Here is a 19,449-nt window from a genome sequence, read left to right on the forward strand (position 1 = left end):
CAAAATGATAAAGTATCTAAGATTTATCGTCATTTTTTTGGCTTTGGCTTGTCAAAAGAGTGAAACGGATTTACAAGAATTATTTTCTTTTCCTAATAAACTAAAAGAAGTATCAGGAATTGTTGTGCTGAATGATGCTCCTGATTTGATTGGATGTGTGGAAGATAGCGGGAATAAAAATAAAATTTATTTACTAGCGCCCAATGGTACTATTCAACGGTCGATGGAATTGAAGGGAATTAAAAATAAGGACTGGGAAGACCTCACTCAGGATGTTCAAGGGAATCTATATGTAGGGGATTTTGGGAATAATGATAACATTCGCAGGGATTTGGTTATTTATAAGTTAGACAAAAAGGAACTTTTGAACACCCAAGTCACCCCTGCTGCTATTCACTTTTCATATCCCGAACAAAAAGATTTTCCGCCAAAAAAGAAGAATCGATACTTTGATGTAGAGGGATTTGTTGTGTTCCAAAATCACTTTTACTTGTTTACTAAAAACCGCTCTACAAATTTTGATGGCACAGCCTATATTTACAAAGTGCCTAACGTATCAGGAAATCATCAAGCCAAAAAAGTAGGTGAATTTACGACGGGTTCCGACTATGATCACTACGCAATAACTAGTGTCGCCCTAAGTCCTGATCAAACTAAAATCGCTATTTTAACTCATTCCAAAATCATTCTTTTCCAAAATTTTAGAGGAGATAATTTCCTGACAGGAAAAAGGACGGAAATTGATTTAAAGCATTTTTCACAAAAAGAAGCCATTTGCTTCAAAGACAATGAGACACTTTATATTGCTGATGAAAAAGTTAAAAGTTCAGGTGGTAAACTCTATGTTTTTAAAATCCAAATCCCAAACCAAAACTAATACGGGCTTCTTCATTTCGGCTTTTAAAATAGGTTAATCTTGCAGTAATGGTATTGATGCCATTTAGCCACAAACCGCCTCCTACAGCTTGATGCCATCGGGTACTGTTTTCTCCATCAAGCCAAATTCGGCCATAATCGTATCCGCCTAAAAAACCATAAGTCATGGGAACAAAACTTTCTCTTATTTTGCCCAGACTAATTCGTAAATCACTACTTTGAAAAAAAGAATTTTTGCCTAAAAAGCGTTCGTTCCTAAGTCCTCGTATGCTGTTGTCACCCCCAATTACAGCTCCTTGATAAAATTCGTAATTGTTATTTAAAATGGCTTTGGCCTTTATTAAGGTGGCCAGTACCCATTTGCCTTGAGCGTCAATTTTATGAGTGAAATTAAGTTTAGATTCGAATGCTGGAAAGTTCTTTTTGTCATCGTTAAGATTCGCTGTCCAATTTCCCATAATGGAAAACCCCATACCCATGGTGGGTAACGAAGCATTGTCGTAATTTTCAAAATGATACCCAATAGAAAGACTCGCAAATTGTTGATTTTCGAAAACTTTTGGGTTAATAATTGGTGTATTAATGAAACGTCCAGCTGTTTCTTCGACTTCAATGTTTTCAAACTTAGGTTGAATTGTAAATCGACTTCCAAATCTTCCTGCTTTTTCAAATTGAGGTGCAATTTGGATAATACTAATTTTTACTCGGTTGTAATTCATTCCTAACACTTCATCAGGATTAAAACTTTGATTTCCGTATCCAAAAAAGTTTATAGCAAAATTAGGACTCGTAAAACGGGTTTCCAGATTAAAATCCCATTTAGTTGACACTTTTGGTGCTTTAAAGATGTATAAAAGTTCGTAACCACTGGTGGCAAAAAAATAATTGGCTTTTAAAGTATGTTTATTTGTATAAGGATTTTGTTTGAAATTGTTAACGGTGTAATTTGCTTGTATTCCAAGTTTTAAGCCATCATCAGGATTAAAACCCATTGTGGGTAATCCTGAGAAAGCATTGTATTTAGGCAGTGTGTATTTATATTGATTTAAAGTATAGTCATCTGTTGTTTTTTTGGCTGCTTTTGCGTCCAACTCAAAAGTATTTTTTTGTGATTCGAAATCAATAATACTGATGTTATGGCCATTTTCCACAGTATAAGTATCATGGTTTTGTCCGCCTATCAAAATGACTTTAATCTTAGAGCGGGTATTTCCTTTTACCTCAAAAACATCATCATCGTTTAAGCCATAAATCCATAAATGCTTGGTTTTTTGGCTGTCTAAAACTTTGGTATAAGACCATTCGGTTCCGCTTTTCTTGATGCGACTTACGGTTACGGTTATCTCATTGCTCGAATGTTTCTCAATGGTAAATAAATCTCTTTTATGAGTTCCTACTATGATTGTTTTTTTATCTAGTGTTTTGGCATATTGCTCGGCATAGTGTGTAAGTTGTTCTTTGCGAATTTTGAGTTTTTCAATGATAGAAACCATTGTTTCATCCTGAACTTCTTTAGGCAAATGGTTGAAAGCATTTTTAATTGTAGCCTCGGATAGGTTTTCTTGGATAAATTTTGCTTGAGCAACCCATTCTTGAGTCGTAGCTGTTTTTAATACAGCTAAATCCAGCGGGTAAGGCTCTCTATTAAACCATTTTACATTTTTTATTTTATTTTCAAAACTTTGCATGTGTCGCAAATCGGGAATGTTCATTAATAAGGACAATAAAACGCCATCGTATTTGGAAAAAGCTTGGTCTCTATCGCGAGGAATGGGTTTGTAAATAATTTTTTCCTCCACCAGATGTTCTCCCCATTTCCATTGGTCATGGTGTCTGTCCCAGTCGCCTACAAGCATGTCAAATAAACGGGCTCTGATATAAGCGTTTTCGTCAATACTGTATTTTTCGTCTTGATGAATTTTTTCTAAGACCTCTTCGGTGCTAAGGATGTCATTGGGTTTTTGAAAACTGATTAGGTCTTTTTGGCTAGAAGAAGCTTGTTCTTCAATAAAGTATAACTCATCTCCAAAATCCGAATTGAATTCTTTTAATCCCTTTTGTTTGGGAACATAAAATAATTTTGGATTCGAATGACTTACGCCAATTGGTTCTGCCAGATGCGCTATAATCAAAGGAGTGAAAGGGTGTGAACTCGTATAGAAATCTAGTAAAAAATCTTCGGTATAGGTGTTTTCAAAAGCATTTTCGACATATTGTTCTTTAAAAGCAACAGATTGTAAAAAACGGGAGGCGCTTTTTTTTAAGGCTCGCATAGTGTATTCTTTGTCATTATTGTCTTCAAGACGTAAAGATTTAGATTGATGTCCACCACCAGCTCTTTTGGGAGTAAGTCCTCCATAAAGGTGTTCAAGGTTTATCGTAGGTACTGTAACAGGAAGACTGTAGTAGTGTCTATAATGTTTCCCAAAAAGGAAATTGTAAAAAGCAGATTTTTTGGTACGCTCTTCCGTATAAATAGTTGCAGAGGTGTTTTTAGTTGTAACAGTAGGTTGTTCTGGAAATAAGGTAGGTTTGGCTTGTAGGATGTTCTGTTGAAAAAGCAATTGATTTTCGTTGTAAAAAGAAACCACAGATTGGCCATTTTGATATACATTTAGGATAGCATACCCTTTTTTCCCGTATGAAAAATCGTTTGGAAAAACCGCTTTGGCGGCTTCTTCTTTAGAGCCAGAACCACTAATGATTTGTTTGATGTTATGGTGCTCGATGTATTGTAAATTGTGGTCGTGACCAGACACTACAATTACATTATCTAAACCTTGAATTAAGGTTTTGATTCGATTGACCATTTGAGCATATTGTTTGTTCTGAAGGTCTTGCGGACTTATTCCGGATGTTTTGCGTAATAAATTAAGAAATGAGCCAATTAGAGGTAATGGGATTTTTTGTTCAAAAGGAAACCATTGTTTTTTCCATGAAAATTGCCCTCCATGACTGCCATTAGTCATCAATGGATGATGCATTGCAATTACAGTGGTTTTGTCTTTGTTTTTATTCAAAAGGTTTTCTAATTCTTCAAAAAAAGCCTCACGAGTCTTGATAGAACACTCTTCATTAATGGTAGGAGATTTATTCCAGTCTTCCAAAAACCACTGGCTATCGATGGTGATTAAAAGTACCTGAGCATTAATTTTAATAGCATCTATGGCACAGCCTTTTCTAGGAGAGAAAGCTTTTTTATTGTCTAGAGCATCTTGAATAAGGTCTTCTTGTTTTTTTAACCCTTTGATGCCATTGTACCAATCGTGGTTTCCGGGAATGAAAATAGTTTGCCCTTTAAAATGACGGGCTAGTTGTAATTGAGGATGAAGTTTCTTTACAGCAGATTGATAATTCGGGTCAGAACTTGAAACAGGAATTCCTTTTGGGTAAACATTGTCTCCTAAGAAAAGCAAGGTTCCGTTATGATCAGCTATTTTGATTTTTTTTTCTAATGCAGCTAGTGTGGAGTTCATTTGATTGTCATCCGTATTTCCGGCATCACCAATTAAATAAAAAGTATGTGCAATTTTAACGCTATCTTTTTCGTTTAATAAAGTCCAGTTTTTAGCTTGGCTACCTAGTTGTTCTTTATGGGTGGCACAAGCCATCAGTAGAGATATTGATATAAAAGCAAAAATCAATCGTATATCCGAAAACAATTTCATATTTTAGTACTATAATTTTTTTGTATGAACCTTCTCCAATCAGCAGAAACCTTTGTCTCAGCGCTACTCAAAGATACTCTTTCTAAATCATTTACCTATCATAATTTAGAACATACAAAAGAGGTCGTAAAAGCAGCTCAGACGATTGTTGCAACCGAAAATTTAGATTCTTTTGAAAAAGAAGCGCTTTTGGTTGCGGCTTGGTTCCATGATACAGGGTATAGTAAAGGTTGTCAAAACCATGAATTGTCAAGTATTGAGCTAGCTACCAGTTTTTTAGAGGAACAACAACAACCACAAGAGTTGATTGCTAAGGTAGCAACCCTTATCCAAGCAACTGCTTATAATTATGTGCCTCAAAATCATTTGGAAAAAATAATTAGAGATGCTGATTATTCTCATTTTGGAAGTCCAAATTATTTTAAAGTTTGTGAATTGTTACGAAAAGAGTGGGAATTGACGATGCATAAATTTTATGATGATATTTCTTGGGCCAAAGAGAATGTCTATATAATGGAACAATGGCATCAGTATCATACAGAGTATGCGCTTCAAAATTGGCAACCTGTCAAAGAACAAAATATTAAATTAATTAAAGATATGATTGAAAAAGGCACTCCATTGGTTCATGATAGCCTTAAAAAAGAAAAAAAAAGAAAGCCTAAGAAGGAGAAACCTGACCGAGGGATTGATACTTTGTTTCGGATAACCTTGAGCAATCACACCCGATTAAGTGGTATTGCTGATAGTAAAGCTAATATTTTATTGTCAGTTAATGCTATTATTATTTCAGTAGCATTATCTTCAATCATCCCAAAACTGGACAGTCCAGGGAATGCTCATTTGGTCTTACCTACCTTTATATTGATTTTATTTAGTGTAATTTCAATCATCTTTGCCATTTTATCGACTCGTCCTAAGGTAACTACGGGTACATTCACTCGTGAAGATATTGAAGAGCAAAAAGTTAATTTGCTCTTTTTTGGAAATTTTTATAAAATGCCACTCGAAGAATACCAATGGGCAGTTAACGAGATGATGAAAGACAGAGATTATTTATACAATGCTATGATTAAAGATTTGTATTATTTAGGGCTAGTCCTTGAAAAAAAATACAAACTGCTGCGTATTACTTATAATATTTTTATGATTGGAATTATTGTTTCAGTAATTGCTTTTGTGCTTGCTTTTAATTCGGTATTAGTTTAATTCATCCAGCAATTCTTGGTAAGTATAATAATGCGGTTGGGTTACTTCAGTATTAATTACTTTTATTCTTAATGCTTTTAGTCCTGAAACGCCTTGTAATTCCTCAATGTCAAATTGCTCAATTTCCGGTTCAATAATTTTTTTAAACTGTAAAAACGCAATGTATTTGAGGTATTCTGTTTCTTCACTTTGATGAGAATACACGATAGTAATCTTTTCTTTTTGGGTAATACGCTCCATAGTTCCTTTTATGTGCGCTTTGTCAATTCTTTTCTTTACCACTTCATATCGAGCATTGTAAGTTCCATCAACATCAAAACGTTTTTCATCCATTCTAAAACGAATTGATAGCGGGGAACTAAAGACAAGAATCAATGAGGTAACATCTAGTTCGTAAGGCAATATTGGTTTTAGGCGGTGGTGTTCCAATTCCATTTTGCATAAGGTTTGCAATTGCCACAAGCGCAAGTTGTTGAGGTACAGTGTTTCAAACGGAATGTTAGGCGTGATGCTTTGTCCTATATATAAATTGTGTTCTACACCATCAGTTTTAAAACGTTCAAAATAATGAGGATAATTATGTTGGGCTTCAAGTTGTTCCTTGTCTAAGACCGAAGCCATTTTTTTATTAATAATAGCCATAGCCTCGTCAAATTTTTTACGAGCGTGATAAAACAATCCCGTTTTTTCATCAAGAAGACTAAAATAATCATCAATAATCTCAGGTAATGAAAAACTATCTTTGGCATTTATCAAAATAGGATGGATTTCCCTTTGGATATATTGTTGGATTTGTTGTTCAGTATCGGCTTTGAGTTCCGTTATTAAATCATTTGAAAAAGAGTGTAATTCATATTTTCTTTGTTCCAATAAACCTAATTTTTTATTTTGTGTCAAATGGTCCAAAATGGTGATTAATTGACTTATTTGGTTTTTTAGATCCTCTTTGACTGTTTCATTTCGATGATTCGATGAACTTTTTATATCAATTTGTCCATAAAGTGGATACACCTCCTTGAATGTGATTGATTTAAAAATATAGTCTTTATTTGGGGTCTGGCTTTTGAAAAATTTAAGCGCTTCTTGTCTAAATTTCCAATAAACACTCGGGTGGATTGCTGTGTATTCTCTTTGAATAATTGCCTCAATTTGATTTTGGATGTCAATATTATAACGGTCTAAAGTGTCCACAAGATAGGGGAGAAGTAGGTCGAGATTATTTACATTGATGCTGTTGAGTGATTTAGGTTGGGATGAGAATAATTCTATTACACCTAACAATTTATCATTTTTAATTACAGGGGCTAGAATACAACTTTTAATGTTTTGTCTGGATAAATGCGCTGCAAATTTGGGATTATTAGTTGAAAAACGAGTTACATCTGAAATGATGAAAGGTTTCTTTTCTTCGATTAAAGATTGGAGTGTACAACCAAACAAAGCATTTTTACATAATTCTTCTTCTTCTTTTTCCAAAAGAATAAAACTGTTTTTTTCAGAATTGTTACTAAATGGAGGTACGGTGAATTTATTCTCTTCTTCATTGAAAAGTACAAAACCCAACTTCAAGTCTGGTATTTTGAAAATGGTTCTAAAGATGGTTTGAATCTCATTATCATTCTTGTTTTTTTGTGTATCTGATTTTAATAAACTGGTTTTTAAATGCGAGATAGCACTTTCTACTGAGGCATCAAATAGCGATACAATTCCGAATCCTTTTAGAATCCAGCTATTAGCTGGAAAATATTTTTTCCATAAACCAATATCATCATAATTGTCCGTTAATAAATCAATCGTTTCTTGATTCAAATCAATACTGCTTTCTGTGGGTAGTATTTCCATGAAATCAGCATTGTATAAGATGCGATAGTGCTTCAAAATGCCATTTGCATCTGGAATGTCATAAAATAAAGGCTTGTTGTAATCCAGTTTTTGACCATAATAATTATTGAGAATAAGAATGCAACTCATAATGTAGAGTTGGTCTTCACTATAATCACGAATGGTAATGTCAAAGGTAGTTCCTGCATTAGCTAAAATCGATGTAAAACGTTCGGTATAATTAAAGGTTAAGTTTTGAAACGGAACGGTTATCGCTTTAATCTCGTTTTTAGTGAGAGCAGTTGGGAATAAGTCGGCTAATAGATTTTTTATTAATTGCTGGTTGTCTTCAATGGTTTTGTAACTTTCGATTCCGGTTCTTAGTTCTGGGACTTTTTCGATTTCTTTCAGTAACGCTTTGGCATAATTAGAGCGATAATCAACATCAGTTAAGGCAATTTCTTCTAAAGATGCGATTAGTTTATGAAATGATATTTGGGTCTTGAACGGACTTTCAGTAAAAACAGGATGATTCATTTGTTATTTTTCTTAATCAAAAAAGTACAATTCTGATGAGGATTAGAGGTGGTATAAAAGTAAAAAAAAATCTCCAATTACATGAGGTAAGAGGAGATAGGTTTTTAGGATGGTATTTTTGTTTTTGAACAAGTAATTTATACGATAGGGTGCTCTTGTTTCAATATGGATTAAAAACGTAACCAAGTATCGTAGAAATGGGACTACAAATGTAACCTATTTAAACATGTAACTTTTATAAACTCGACCAACAACTTATTTTTGTGTTGTAAGTAGGTTTTTGGTTACTAGCAAAAAAAACATCCTTACCAACTAAGGATGTTAAGGATGTTCTTCTACTCAATTTAAGATTATGATTTTTGTTCTTTATTGAAGTAAACCAAGTAATAATACATTTGTTTTTCTTCGTCCCAACCTTTTTCGACAAATTTTTCGGCACTTTCAGGATTGATGAAATCCATTTTGATTTGGATATTTGTATCTAGGTTGATGACATTTTTTATTGATTTACGAGCATCACTTACGGCAGCATTCGCTATAGGGAAGGAAGTTACATCTTCAATGCTGTATTTCTCTCCTTTGTCCACTTTGTAGTTTTTAAACTCAGGAATCAAGTCCGGATTGTCAATTACTTCGTTTAGGAAATTGCTTTCTTCAAATTGGTCGTTTTTAGCAAAATAATTTACAGAGCGGTTCATGAACATTACCTCCTCTTTTTTATCCTCAGCAGGGAAGACTACGTCCTTAGCAAAACCTTGGCAAAACTTCAAATACTTTTTGGTAATAAAGTTCTCATCTTCAAAAGCATCTACAGATAAGAAATGCTCTAACCAGTAGCGAGCATCGTAGCGGTTGCTATCTACGGTTAGGATTTTGAAACCTTCCTCTTTTTTGTGGTTAAAGATGATGCAACCTTTATCCAATTTGTTGAGGTTGATACCTTGTTGCAAAATCATATCCAGTTGGGTTCCTTTTTCTTCAAACTGCAAAAAGTCAGATTGTAACTCGCTTTTAAAAATTCCAATAGCATCAACAGGCGTATTATCAATATTGACATTCGTCAAATAAGCAACGTACACCTCACCGTTTTTGATGTGCGGATGATTGGATTGTTCAAATAAATGCTTAGTGATTTTTTTAGAGCATTCATGAATGGTGCTTGGGTCGTTAAAAATTTCGCAAGCAAATTTATACATATCATTATAATCCAAATCCACTTCATGCGCAAACTGATAGTAATTCTCCTCTTTTTCTCTAAAAGGTTTTAGGAAAAACTCTTTGATAAGCGGTACAATTTCGTCCGAAAGGTTGAACGGTTGCTCTGATAAAAAAATAGCCTCATTTCGGCTTTTGTTTCCTACACGGTGGATAGAAAGTGTGTCGATGTGTGTGTTGAATAGGTTGATCATTATAGGTTTGATGTTGTTTAAAAGTTTAAAAGTTTAAAATTGTTACAGATTAGGAATCGATAAATTTTGTGCCTTTAAAATCTTTTTTATTTAGATATGTAATAAAATTGTGAATTTTGATACTTAGTTGTTGGTACTGAGAAACTAATGCGTTCAATTGATCTTCGCTGATGTATCCATTATCAAAAATGCGGTATAATTGGGAACGAGATTCTCCAGCGGAACCTTTTGCTACAGATAGGAATTGACGAAATTCAATATTTCCATTTCTTTCAAATCCTTCTGCAATGTTGTCCATTACAGAACCTGAGGAAGCTTTAATTTGTTCTTTTAATTTAAAGTCTCTGTTTAAATCAGTGTTTTGTGCTATTGCGATAATTTCTTTAGAAAGTCTTCTTGCTTCTAACCAAATATCTAAATCTTCAAATCTTTTTACTGTAGCCATCCTTAAACAATATTAAACCATTTAAACTTTAAACCATATGAACTAATTTTTCTTAATTCCAATTCTCCTCAAACCCAAAGTCTTCAAAATTGCCGTCTCCTTCAAACATGTCTAGGTCATCGTCATCGAGACCGTCTTCAAAATCATCGTAAAAATCATCCGCGTTCTCTGCTTCAAAATTTTTCTCGATGGCTTCATCAGGCATTTCTCCATGTGAAAATAAGGTTTCAGGATAGGTAGCACCTACTTGTTGTTCTTCGATGGCTGCAAGTTCAACTAAGAAGGTCCACATGTTGATGAAATCATACACATAAATGATTTTGGTATTTTCTTCATCTAAAATGTCTGATAATTTGTAATCACTCATGGTTTTTTGTTCACCAGGAATATCTCCGGTATCAAAAAGCGGAATTTCATCTTCTTGGTTCCAAGTTTCATCACAAGTATAAAAAGACGCTACTTCCATCCCGTCAAACCCAAAGGCATTAAAAATAGCATTGTGTAAATCCTCTAATGTATCGTCTTCTAATATTGCAATATCTCTAAAAATATCTTCTTCGGCATCTAGAATAGCTCTGAATTTGTAAACCATAATCTTTATTTTAATGAAAGGTCAAAGGTAAAATTAAATTTTTGATTTTAGATTCCTAGCGTTGAATTGTTGATAAGATTTTGAACCTACTGATAGACTATGGATTGCCAATTTTTAGTTTTTGGCCTATTGAGTTAGTCGAAGTGGGAACTTCCGACTTTTGACTAATTTATTTTGATTGTATTAAAAGCTGTTGAGTTTAAATCAGAAATAATCAGGTTGGTAGTTTTTAATATTTCTTTATTTTGCAAAAATTAATGATTTTCGATATCCATCAATTGCAATTCTTTATTGTAAGATTCAATTCTTGCATGTGCAGTTCCGTCGACTAGTAAAATAATTATCAGCATAGCAATTGTTGTAATACTAATGGCTCTCCAGGTTGGTGTGTTAACTAAAAGAATTAGTAAGGCAGCAACTATTATTAGAATAGGAATGACTTTAAACACAATTGTGTATTCCTTTAAAGTGCTCTCTGATCGTTCAATTTCGGAAAGATAAAATGCAGTTGCATCGGCACTGAACGCCGTTTCAAATTGGGTAATCCTTGATTTGTTAGTGTAAAACAATCCCAGTCCAATTGTCATAAGTAAGAGTCCTGCTACCAAGGTTGGAATGATATACGTCTTAGCTAAATCTGTTTTTCCCAATTGCCAAAACCCGATGCTTGCGATTAAAAATAGTGTCGCAAAAATAATGAAGAACCGAGTTGAAAAAACTTCGGCTTTTGCCCAATCTGTGGCTAATTTTAATAGTTCCATTGATTCCATAGTTATTAGTTCAAACCGTATTTTTGTTGATATTCTGAGGGGCTTATCCCTTCTTTCTTTTTAAATAATCTCGAAAAATATTGAGGATATTCAAAACCTAATTCATAGGCTACTTCAGAGATGCTTTTATTCGGTTGTAATAAAAAATTTTTAGCTTCATCAATCATGCGTAATTGTAAATGCTCGGTGGTGGTTTTACCAGTTTCTTTTTTAAGTGTATCGCTCAGATAACGTTGGGAAACTGACATTTTTTCGGCTAATTGTTCAATACTTGGAATGCCTTTTTCTTGTAGTTGTCCTGATTCAAAATATTTGTCCAGTTCTTGGTTAAATTGTTCTAGCAAGCTATGAGATAATTCTTTTCTATTTAAAAACTGCCTTTCATAGAAGCGATTAGCATATTTTAACAATGTATCTAATTGTGAAATAATAATGTCTTTACTAAAGGCGTCTTGGTTGTTTTGGTATTCAATTTCAATATTTTCAACAATGGATTCTATTTGCTTTTCTTCTTTAGGCGAAAGGTGTAATGCTTCATTGGCAGCATATGAAAAGAAGCCGTATTTTTTTATTTGTTGGGCTAAATCAGTTCCTTTTAAAAAATCTTCGTGAAAATTAATAGAGAACCCCTTTTGTTCAAAAATAAAGCTACTATCCCATTGTATCACCTGTTTTGGAGCGATAAAAATCAAAGCGCCATTGGTAAAATCATATTTGGTTCGACCATAATTTAATTCCCCGTGCATTATTTTTTTTAAGCTAATGGAATAACAATCCGTTGAAATAGGAGGAGAACTTTCTCTTGGACAGGGAAGGTAATCATCACCTTTTGCCACCATAACACTTAACATGGGGTGCTCGGGACGTGGGAGTTGCATATAATCAAGAAATGAGGCCAATGTTTTATAATGTTTCATGTTTTTTAATTTTTTAGAGGTTTCCACCAAGGTTTAAATTGCTGTAAACTGTCCTTTAAATTAACATTTTCTCCAATCATAGGAGTTAAGATCCTTATATTGTTTTCGTTTTTTTCCTCTGTTATGTTTGTTAAAGGTTCGTCCCAATCATGATTGCCTAAAGTAAACTTGCCTGAATGCACAGGTAAGATAGCTTTCGCATTTAAATCGGTTGCGGCTTGTAATTGCTCTCCGGGTAGCATGTGAATGTATTTCCATTTTTCATCATACTGGCCATTTTCAAGAATCACTAAGTCAAACGCTCCAAATTTTGCTCCAATATCTTTAAAATGGGTATCGTAACCACTATCGCCTCCAATATATATTGTTGAGGTTGGTGCTTTTATTACAAACGAAGCCCAGAGTGTTTTGGCTCGAGTAAATCCTCGGCCTGAAAAATGCCTTGCGGGGGTAATATGTATTTCAAAACCATTTTTAAAGGTAAAATGATCATACCAATCGCCTTCTAAAATGACTTCTGGGCTAAAACCCCAATATTCTAAATGTGCACCATTGCCAAGACCCGTAATTACATTTTTAATTTTAGGACGTAATTTTTTAAGCGTTTTATAATCCATATGGTCCCAATGGTCATGTGTCAAAAATAAGTAATCTATTTCAGGAATATCGTCCGTTGTATAAATATCCGTTCCATTATATGCTTTTGTTGTGAATGAAAGTGGAGATGCATTACCACTAAAAACGGGGTCAACTAATATTTTTTTACCATCCAGTTGCATAAAATAGGATGAATGTCCCATCCATATTAGTACATTTTGATTAGGTTTAATTGCTTTTAAATCAGTTTTAATCGAAGGAATATTTATGGAAGGTTCTTTTGGTTTTGAGGAAAACAGGAATTCATACAGAACTTTACCATAACCAACTCCTTCTGTTAGCATAGGGGTATTGCTTAAATTTTGAAAACTTCCATTTTTATAATGGGGCGATTGCTCAATTTTTAATAATCGTTCTCCTGATGGCTGTTTTCCAAATCTTTCAGTATTTAAAAAAAGGAATGTTCCAACTCCAATGGTTGTAATGATAAAAAGAAGTCCAATCATTATTTTTTTTATTAAAATCATATTAGGTTTATAAATTCCATTTTATTCCTGTTTCTTTTTCCGAAAGGTCCCATAGTTTTTTGGATACAGCTTTATCTTTAGCATGTGGCTCTAATCTATGTTCACCTACAGGACCCACCCAATTACTTCTGCCTGTAGGGCCATAAAAACCATTTTGGTCAAGGTTTGGCTCAGTAGCACACATCAATTGCGGGTAAGCACCCTTTTCAGCAGATTGCGTCAATGGTGATAATTTCATCATCCCAAAAATAAGCTTCATCATAAAACTACCACTGGTGCTAATAAGGTTGGTTCTCGAAGAGCCAGGATGACAAGCATAGGCTTTCACTTCTGTTTTGCCTGCTTTTGTCAATCTATCTTGTAATTCATAGATACTCGTAATTTGAGCCAGTTTACTTTGGCTATACGCATTATTAGGGGTGTAATCTTTGTCCCAATTCAAATCGTCAAATTTTATGGTTTTAATTCCCATATCGTACCCCATGCTTCCTACCGTAACAATTCGACCTTTTGATTTTTCAATAAGTGGGAACAATAGCGCCTGAAGTGTAAAGTTACCATAATAATTTGTTCCCATTTGGCTTTCCCAACCGTCAACAGTAAGTGTTCGCTTGGGCACTTGAGCAATTGCCGCATTACAGACTAATGCATCAATTTTTGGGATTGTATTACTAATTGCTTCTGCCGCTTTTTTTACTGAACTTTGTACGGCTAAATCCATTTGAATTGACTGTACCTCAATATTGTTACCAAGTTCTTGTTTCAAAATAACAACAGTTTTGGCTGCTTTTTTAGGATTTCGGTTTAACATGACTACTTTGGCACCTTTTGACAATAGTATTTTTGTTGCTTCAAAACCTGTTCCACTGGTAGTCCCTGTTATGACAAAAGTTTTACCGTTTAAATTTCCAATTCTATCAGGAGTCCATCCTTTTTTACCAAATTGATTTGTATGCATTTTTACTTTTTTTAATGTTTTATAAGAATACTACAAAGGTCGGGTAGAAGTAGTCTTCACTTCTTATACGGATTTTCGAATGTTGTATACTTTTTGGTTTTAATGGAATTACAAACATCATAAATTTAAAGGAAAATGCGTGCTGTCCAATTCTCTTTGACTTTGGGAAGTAAGGTCGCGAGTTAAACGCGAATGGATTCGCGAACGAGTGTTGGCGCAAAGCGCATGTTTTATTGGTTATAATAAAAGCACCAAACAAAGTAGAGAATCTAGAACTCGTTAATTCTGTTTTTGATTTTTATTACACTTAGTAACCACAATCTTGTTTTCCTGACGAAGGAAGGAACTTCGAAAGTAACTCCACAAAGATTGGGTTTTGAAATTTATGTCTGTTTAAAGAGAATGTACCACACGAAAGAATCTCATACGATTGGGTGTTGACCAAGACCACGCCTATGCATTTAGTCCTTCTCGCAAAGGCGGTTGGGCAATTGCGCAGAGTCCTATTTTAGGTTCAACCATTACTTTGAAGCGCCTAAGACAAAAAGGCTATCAGTCTCTAACCGATGATTATATCGAATTGAACCCATCATTTTGCGAACCGCCGAGTACGTGACCCGTACGCTCGGTGGTGTGAGAGGCGCACTCCGTTAGTTTCTAGCGGAGCCGTCTACTCGATTAGTGGCTGGCGTTTTTACCCAGTAAATTAATAATGTTTTTTTCTATTCTTTTGGATGCTCCAAAATCTATGAAACCACTGTCAGAAGAGCCTCGGCCTTCAGCGTTTAGAGCAATTATGTTTTTCACTGCAAGAATAGTTATTTTGTAGTCCATTCTCCACCAACTTTTTTGATAAATAAATTCAAATGAATTTTCATCCTGTTTATAATTCCCTTTAGCAATATTCTGAATTACAGAAATTACATTTTGTATGTTTTCTTCTTCTGAAAAATTATTTTCTAAGTATGTTAGTTTATAATGTTTTCTCAATTCAAATAATCCATACATTCCTAGAATCAGCAACCATATTGCTAAAAATAAAAGTCCTTTTGATTTATGCTTTAGAAATACAGCGTATGTTAATAATAGAGAAATAATGATTGCAACTATACAGAGAATTTTATAAAAAAGTTTTTTAGACCTTTTTTGGTTTTCGAATGAATTTTCAAAACTTTCTAATGTCATTTTGTGTGTCTTAAATTATCGAATTTTCCAATTCTGTGGTACGCTAGCCACTAACGTTTTGCAGCTACAAGAAGTTGCGTACTTCATTCACTGCCAATTACAAATGTAGATAAAACTTTGATTCAACAATTACCATTTCTGATAAATCCCATGCCTAGCAATTTCTTGTAACTGCTGTTAGCGGTAGGCTTTATTGTTCATTTAAGAATGTGTTGTAGATATTTTCAAATGTGTCATTCTCATTTCTTCTAGTTAGTCTAACATAATCTGTTTTGATTTTATTAGTCATTGATCTAACCCATTCACCATTTTTAAATACATTTTTATAATCAAAAAAATTATTATTATCACTTGTATATTCAACAATATCAAAATTTATATCTGGTGTAATTAAATTCCACATTTTCTTTAATGAATTTTCTAAAATTTCTTTATTTGTTGTTACAAATTCTTTGGGATTTTCTAAAATTAATTTACCAATGTTATCTTCTTCTAAAATAGTTGCTATTACACTTGAGAAAAAGAATATTGAAAGCCCATAATTCCTTATTTTTTCATTTTCTAATAAGTTCGAATTTGCATAAATTATATTATAAACTAGGTAACCAAAATATATCTTTTCAGCATTTATTTTTCTAGAAAATATTGCATTATAATCATCACCAAATAGTTTTTGTTTTAAATGTGTGTCTTGAGGTTTTTTCAAGTAAACAGCTTTAATTATTTGAGCAGCAAAATCTTTGTCAATTATATCGTCATAGCCATTTAAATCTTCTCCTTTTTTTCTACTATAAAATACTTTATCATCGAATAATTCTTTAAATTCATTTTGCAAAGATTTTTGTACACTATCATTTGATCTTAAATCTTTAAGACCAATTGCATTTTGATTGTTTGCATAATATGTAATGTCTTTTACTAAACTTGAATTTAAACTTAGTTTGATGATTTTAACTAAAATAAACAAGTTTCTTGTTAATTTATCTTTGTTTTCATATAAAGTAAGCATTGATTGACAACCGTTTATAACTGCATAATTACCAATTGATATTTTACTATTTGATAAGTCTTCATTCAATTCTTCACATACAATTGTAATACCATTATGATATAGGAAAAAATTGTTATGTTGAGATTGATCTAATATATTGTCTTTTATTGACTTGTTAACTCTAGTTTTACCTACACTATATCGTACATTTTTATAAAATAAAGTTCTGTCTTGAATACCTTCTAATTTAACTAACTCTTTTGCACTAATCGTATAAGCTCTTGCGATTGTGCCATCAGGTAAGTTATATTCTATTTTTGAAGTATTAGATAAATAAAGATCCTTGACAGGAAACTTAACATCGTTATCTGCAAAATATGTGTATTTATTATGTAAGTCATTACAATCCCAAGCTTCTAAATCTTCATTTATTGCAATGAATTCATTTGCATGAACATTAAAATTTTTGTTCGTAATAAAAACTAACCTTAAAGCATAATGTGTTTTTTCATTAAGTTTTGAACTTTTAATAAGTGATTTAAGTTCGTTACTAGCAGTGCTCTCTAATAAATTATTTAAATTTTCACTATTTGTAAACCATTGTTTAGCACCAATAAAATTTCTTAAATCGTTATCTCCTTGATTTTGGTGGTCAGTTGGTGAAAATTTAGATTGTATTAAATAAATTATTTCTTCTTCATCGTCAACAAAGATTGCATCAATTCCTTTATCATTTTGTTGATCACATACGCAATCAATTGCATCTTGACGATCTATTCTAAAAAAATTCTCTAAAAACCATATTATGAATGCTGATGTATCTGTTCTACCATTATTGTAATTTAAAATATCTGATCTTAAATTTCTAAAGAATTCTTCTAATGTCATATAATTTTTGATTATTTACGATTTTTCATAAGCTTACCGCTAACGTTCTGACGCTTGGCGAGGTTGCGAACTTCGTAACCGAGTACTTTCGGTTAAGATAAAATTTCTTGCGAAACGTAAACGTGAATTTACCACAAATTTCGCAATCTCGCCAAACGGCTGTTATGGGCAGTTTTTATTTATAGTACATATTTAGACTTCCTTTATATAATTGTCCTTCAAATGTTTCTCCTTTCATATATTGTCTTTTAACTTTAAGCTCTACTTCACGTTTTTCGTTTGGGATTTCGACAGTAATGTAATAATGCTTTAACCCGCTTTTTGAGGTTGTTTCATTTGTACTTATAACTTTACTTTTTAAATTTATCATTTCTTGCTTTCCGATGTATGAGTTAATGCTTAACAACAAACCAGAAATTATTCCACAGATAAATATAAATGAGAAAAATGTCCCAAATAATATTTTAAACCCTTTTATAAAAATATAGAATATTTTGTTTTGTGCTTTTGTAGGGCGAAAAATACTTTCGTGAAAAAATAATGAAAAAATAAATGATAAGATTCCAAACACTATTATGTTATCAAACACTTTTTTCATAGAAAAGCCCAGTTCGTATGTTTCAAGGAAAACGAATGGTATCAGAATAAATATTATAGTTACTGTAACAAATGAATAGAATATATATTTTCTCATCTTTTATTTAGAATTCTTCTTTTTTAGAGCATTTTTCAGGATAGAAATTACTCGCAATTCTTTATTTCATTGTTTCTGTAAAATTGCCCATAACTCGTTTATAGGAGCCATAAAATGGCTCTAATCTACCCATATTTAGGTAGCTTTGTGTCATAACCATGGCTTTTATTTACTAGGCTAATATATAAATAATTATTTACAAATCATCAAATGGACTTTTTATTTGTTGTAAACTTTTAGTACTTACATGCGTGTAAATTTCAGTGGTTTTACTGCTATTATGGCCTAATAACTCTTGTATGTAGCGTAAATCAGTTCCACTCTCTAATAGGTGTGTAGCAAAGCTATGTCTTAACCAATGCAAACTTACAGGTTTACTTATATTTGATTTTGTTAAGGCTTGTTTGAGTACATTTGATAAACTGCGCTCATCATATCTTGTATTCTCATTTTGCCCCTCAAAAAGCCAAGTTCTAGGTTTGTATCCTTTATAATATTCTCGTAACATTTCTAGAATTTTTGGAGATAAGGGAGTAATTCTATCTTTTTTACCTTTGCTTTGTCTGATGATTACAATGCCTCTTTTTGAATCAATATCGTTTGGTTTTAAATTTATAAGCTCACTTCGACGCAAACCACAACTATAGATCAAAGAAAGCATTGTTCTGTGTTTGATGTTGCTATGCGCATTCAAAATCAATTTGACTTCCTCTTTACTCAAAACATTTGGCAATAGTTTAGATCGTTTTGGACGGTGAATTTTATCGATTTCAATTTTGGTTTCACGAATGGTTTGAAAAAAGAGTTTAATGGCATTAACAATCTGATTTTGATAAGATGCCGAAAGATTGTTCTTCAAGATATAGTCATTATTATAAACAATAACATCCTCATTAGTGATATCAGCAATTGGTTTCTCTCTAAAAAACACCAAAAATGATTTTAAAGCTTCGCTATAAGTCGCAATGGTACTTTGGCTATAACGTTTGGAACGCAAATGTTGTTTGAATTTTTCGATTTGGGCGATTCCTTCTGGCGATGGTAAGGAATGGGTCATTGGTGGAATTTTAAATCGTTCTCTATTTTCGGCGGTGTCAGGTAAATGCCAAGCGACCAAGGTCGCGCTCCATAGCGCTCCGTCAATTTTTTTGATACGTGCAATTAAGTCGGTATTTTTTTCAAAATAAACGGCAATTCTGTTCTTGCCTTTATGTTTAATGGGTTTTGCTGACCCATTCATTTTTTTGATAATTTGGTAGCTAAAGGTAAATAATTTTCTTAATAAATTATCAATTTTAGAAACGATATTATAAATACACAACGCAAATTTTTAGCCCCGATAGAGCCGATATCCTCCTGTAGCGG

At 33.0% G+C, this 19,449-nt stretch carries 15 protein-coding genes and 1 pseudogene; 3 read left to right on the forward strand and 13 right to left on the reverse strand.

Features of this window, described 5'->3' with window-relative positions:
- The first annotated feature begins 4 nt into the window (after positions 1–4).
- Positions 5–877 (forward strand): hypothetical protein, encoded by an 873-nt coding sequence (locus K5R64_RS13200; protein WP_220764087.1) that lies wholly within the window; start codon positions 5–7, stop codon positions 875–877.
- Here K5R64_RS13200 and K5R64_RS13205 read toward each other — a convergent pair.
- Complete coding sequence (locus K5R64_RS13205; protein WP_220764089.1) at positions 849–4,544, reverse strand: metallophosphoesterase; 3,696 nt, start codon at positions 4,542–4,544, stop codon at positions 849–851. The genes K5R64_RS13200 and K5R64_RS13205 overlap by 29 nt on opposite strands.
- Before the next feature lie 24 nt (positions 4,545–4,568).
- On the opposite strand from K5R64_RS13205, the gene K5R64_RS13210 reads away from it, so the two are divergent.
- A complete protein-coding gene (locus K5R64_RS13210; RefSeq protein ID WP_220764091.1) occupies positions 4,569–5,753 on the forward strand; it encodes a Pycsar system effector family protein in 1,185 nt (394 codons plus the stop codon).
- On the opposite strand, the gene K5R64_RS13215 is transcribed toward K5R64_RS13210, so the two are convergent.
- The 8 genes from K5R64_RS13215 to K5R64_RS13250 all read right to left on the reverse strand — a co-directional run bounded on the left by K5R64_RS13215 (position 5,745) and on the right by K5R64_RS13250 (position 14,326).
- Positions 5,745–8,111 (reverse strand): GAF domain-containing protein, encoded by a 2,367-nt coding sequence (locus tag K5R64_RS13215; protein WP_220764093.1) that lies wholly within the window; start codon positions 8,109–8,111, stop codon positions 5,745–5,747. The two genes, K5R64_RS13210 and K5R64_RS13215, sit on opposite strands and share 9 nt — an antisense overlap.
- A gap of 350 nt (positions 8,112–8,461) precedes the next feature.
- Positions 8,462–9,520 (reverse strand): nucleoid-associated protein, encoded by a 1,059-nt coding sequence (locus K5R64_RS13220; RefSeq protein WP_220764095.1) that lies wholly within the window; start codon positions 9,518–9,520, stop codon positions 8,462–8,464.
- Between the two features lie 49 nt (positions 9,521–9,569).
- Positions 9,570–9,965, reverse strand: coding sequence for a four helix bundle protein (locus tag K5R64_RS13225; protein ID WP_220764097.1), 396 nt, complete (start codon positions 9,963–9,965; stop codon positions 9,570–9,572).
- Between the two features lie 52 nt (positions 9,966–10,017).
- Positions 10,018–10,557 (reverse strand): plasmid pRiA4b ORF-3 family protein, encoded by a 540-nt coding sequence (locus K5R64_RS13230; RefSeq protein WP_220764099.1) that lies wholly within the window; start codon positions 10,555–10,557, stop codon positions 10,018–10,020.
- Between the two features lie 254 nt (positions 10,558–10,811).
- On the reverse strand, positions 10,812–11,318 hold the full coding sequence (locus tag K5R64_RS13235) for a hypothetical protein (RefSeq protein ID WP_220764101.1): 507 nt from the start codon (positions 11,316–11,318) through the stop codon (positions 10,812–10,814).
- Between the two features lie 14 nt (positions 11,319–11,332).
- Positions 11,333–12,244, reverse strand: coding sequence for an AraC family transcriptional regulator (locus tag K5R64_RS13240; protein WP_220764103.1), 912 nt, complete (start codon positions 12,242–12,244; stop codon positions 11,333–11,335).
- A 5-nt stretch (positions 12,245–12,249) separates the two neighbouring features.
- Positions 12,250–13,347, reverse strand: a complete 1,098-nt coding sequence (locus tag K5R64_RS13245; RefSeq protein WP_220764105.1) for an MBL fold metallo-hydrolase — start codon at positions 13,345–13,347, stop codon at positions 12,250–12,252.
- 28 nt (positions 13,348–13,375) lie between these two features.
- On the reverse strand, positions 13,376–14,326 hold the full coding sequence (locus K5R64_RS13250) for an SDR family oxidoreductase (RefSeq protein WP_220764106.1): 951 nt from the start codon (positions 14,324–14,326) through the stop codon (positions 13,376–13,378).
- A gap of 412 nt (positions 14,327–14,738) precedes the next feature.
- Here K5R64_RS13250 and K5R64_RS13255 point away from each other — a divergent pair.
- A pseudogene (locus tag K5R64_RS13255) lies at positions 14,739–14,942 on the forward strand (group II intron reverse transcriptase/maturase); the annotation flags it as partial.
- A gap of 62 nt (positions 14,943–15,004) precedes the next feature.
- On the opposite strand, the gene K5R64_RS13260 reads toward K5R64_RS13255, so the two are convergent.
- The 4 genes from K5R64_RS13260 to xerA all read right to left on the reverse strand — a co-directional run bounded on the left by K5R64_RS13260 (position 15,005) and on the right by xerA (position 19,324).
- On the reverse strand, positions 15,005–15,511 hold the full coding sequence (locus K5R64_RS13260; protein WP_220764107.1) for a hypothetical protein: 507 nt from the start codon (positions 15,509–15,511) through the stop codon (positions 15,005–15,007).
- Between the two features lie 190 nt (positions 15,512–15,701).
- Positions 15,702–17,390, reverse strand: a complete 1,689-nt coding sequence (locus tag K5R64_RS13265) for an AIPR family protein (RefSeq protein ID WP_220764108.1) — start codon at positions 17,388–17,390, stop codon at positions 15,702–15,704.
- 175 nt (positions 17,391–17,565) lie between these two features.
- On the reverse strand, positions 17,566–18,084 hold the full coding sequence (locus K5R64_RS13270; RefSeq protein ID WP_220764109.1) for a hypothetical protein: 519 nt from the start codon (positions 18,082–18,084) through the stop codon (positions 17,566–17,568).
- A gap of 196 nt (positions 18,085–18,280) precedes the next feature.
- Complete coding sequence (gene xerA / locus K5R64_RS13275) at positions 18,281–19,324, reverse strand: site-specific tyrosine recombinase/integron integrase (RefSeq protein WP_220764110.1); 1,044 nt, start codon at positions 19,322–19,324, stop codon at positions 18,281–18,283.
- Positions 19,325–19,449 lie beyond the last annotated feature (125 nt).

This window comes from Flavobacterium sp. UMI-01 (genome assembly GCF_019656315.1).
GTDB lineage: Bacteria > Bacteroidota > Bacteroidia > Flavobacteriales > Flavobacteriaceae > Flavobacterium.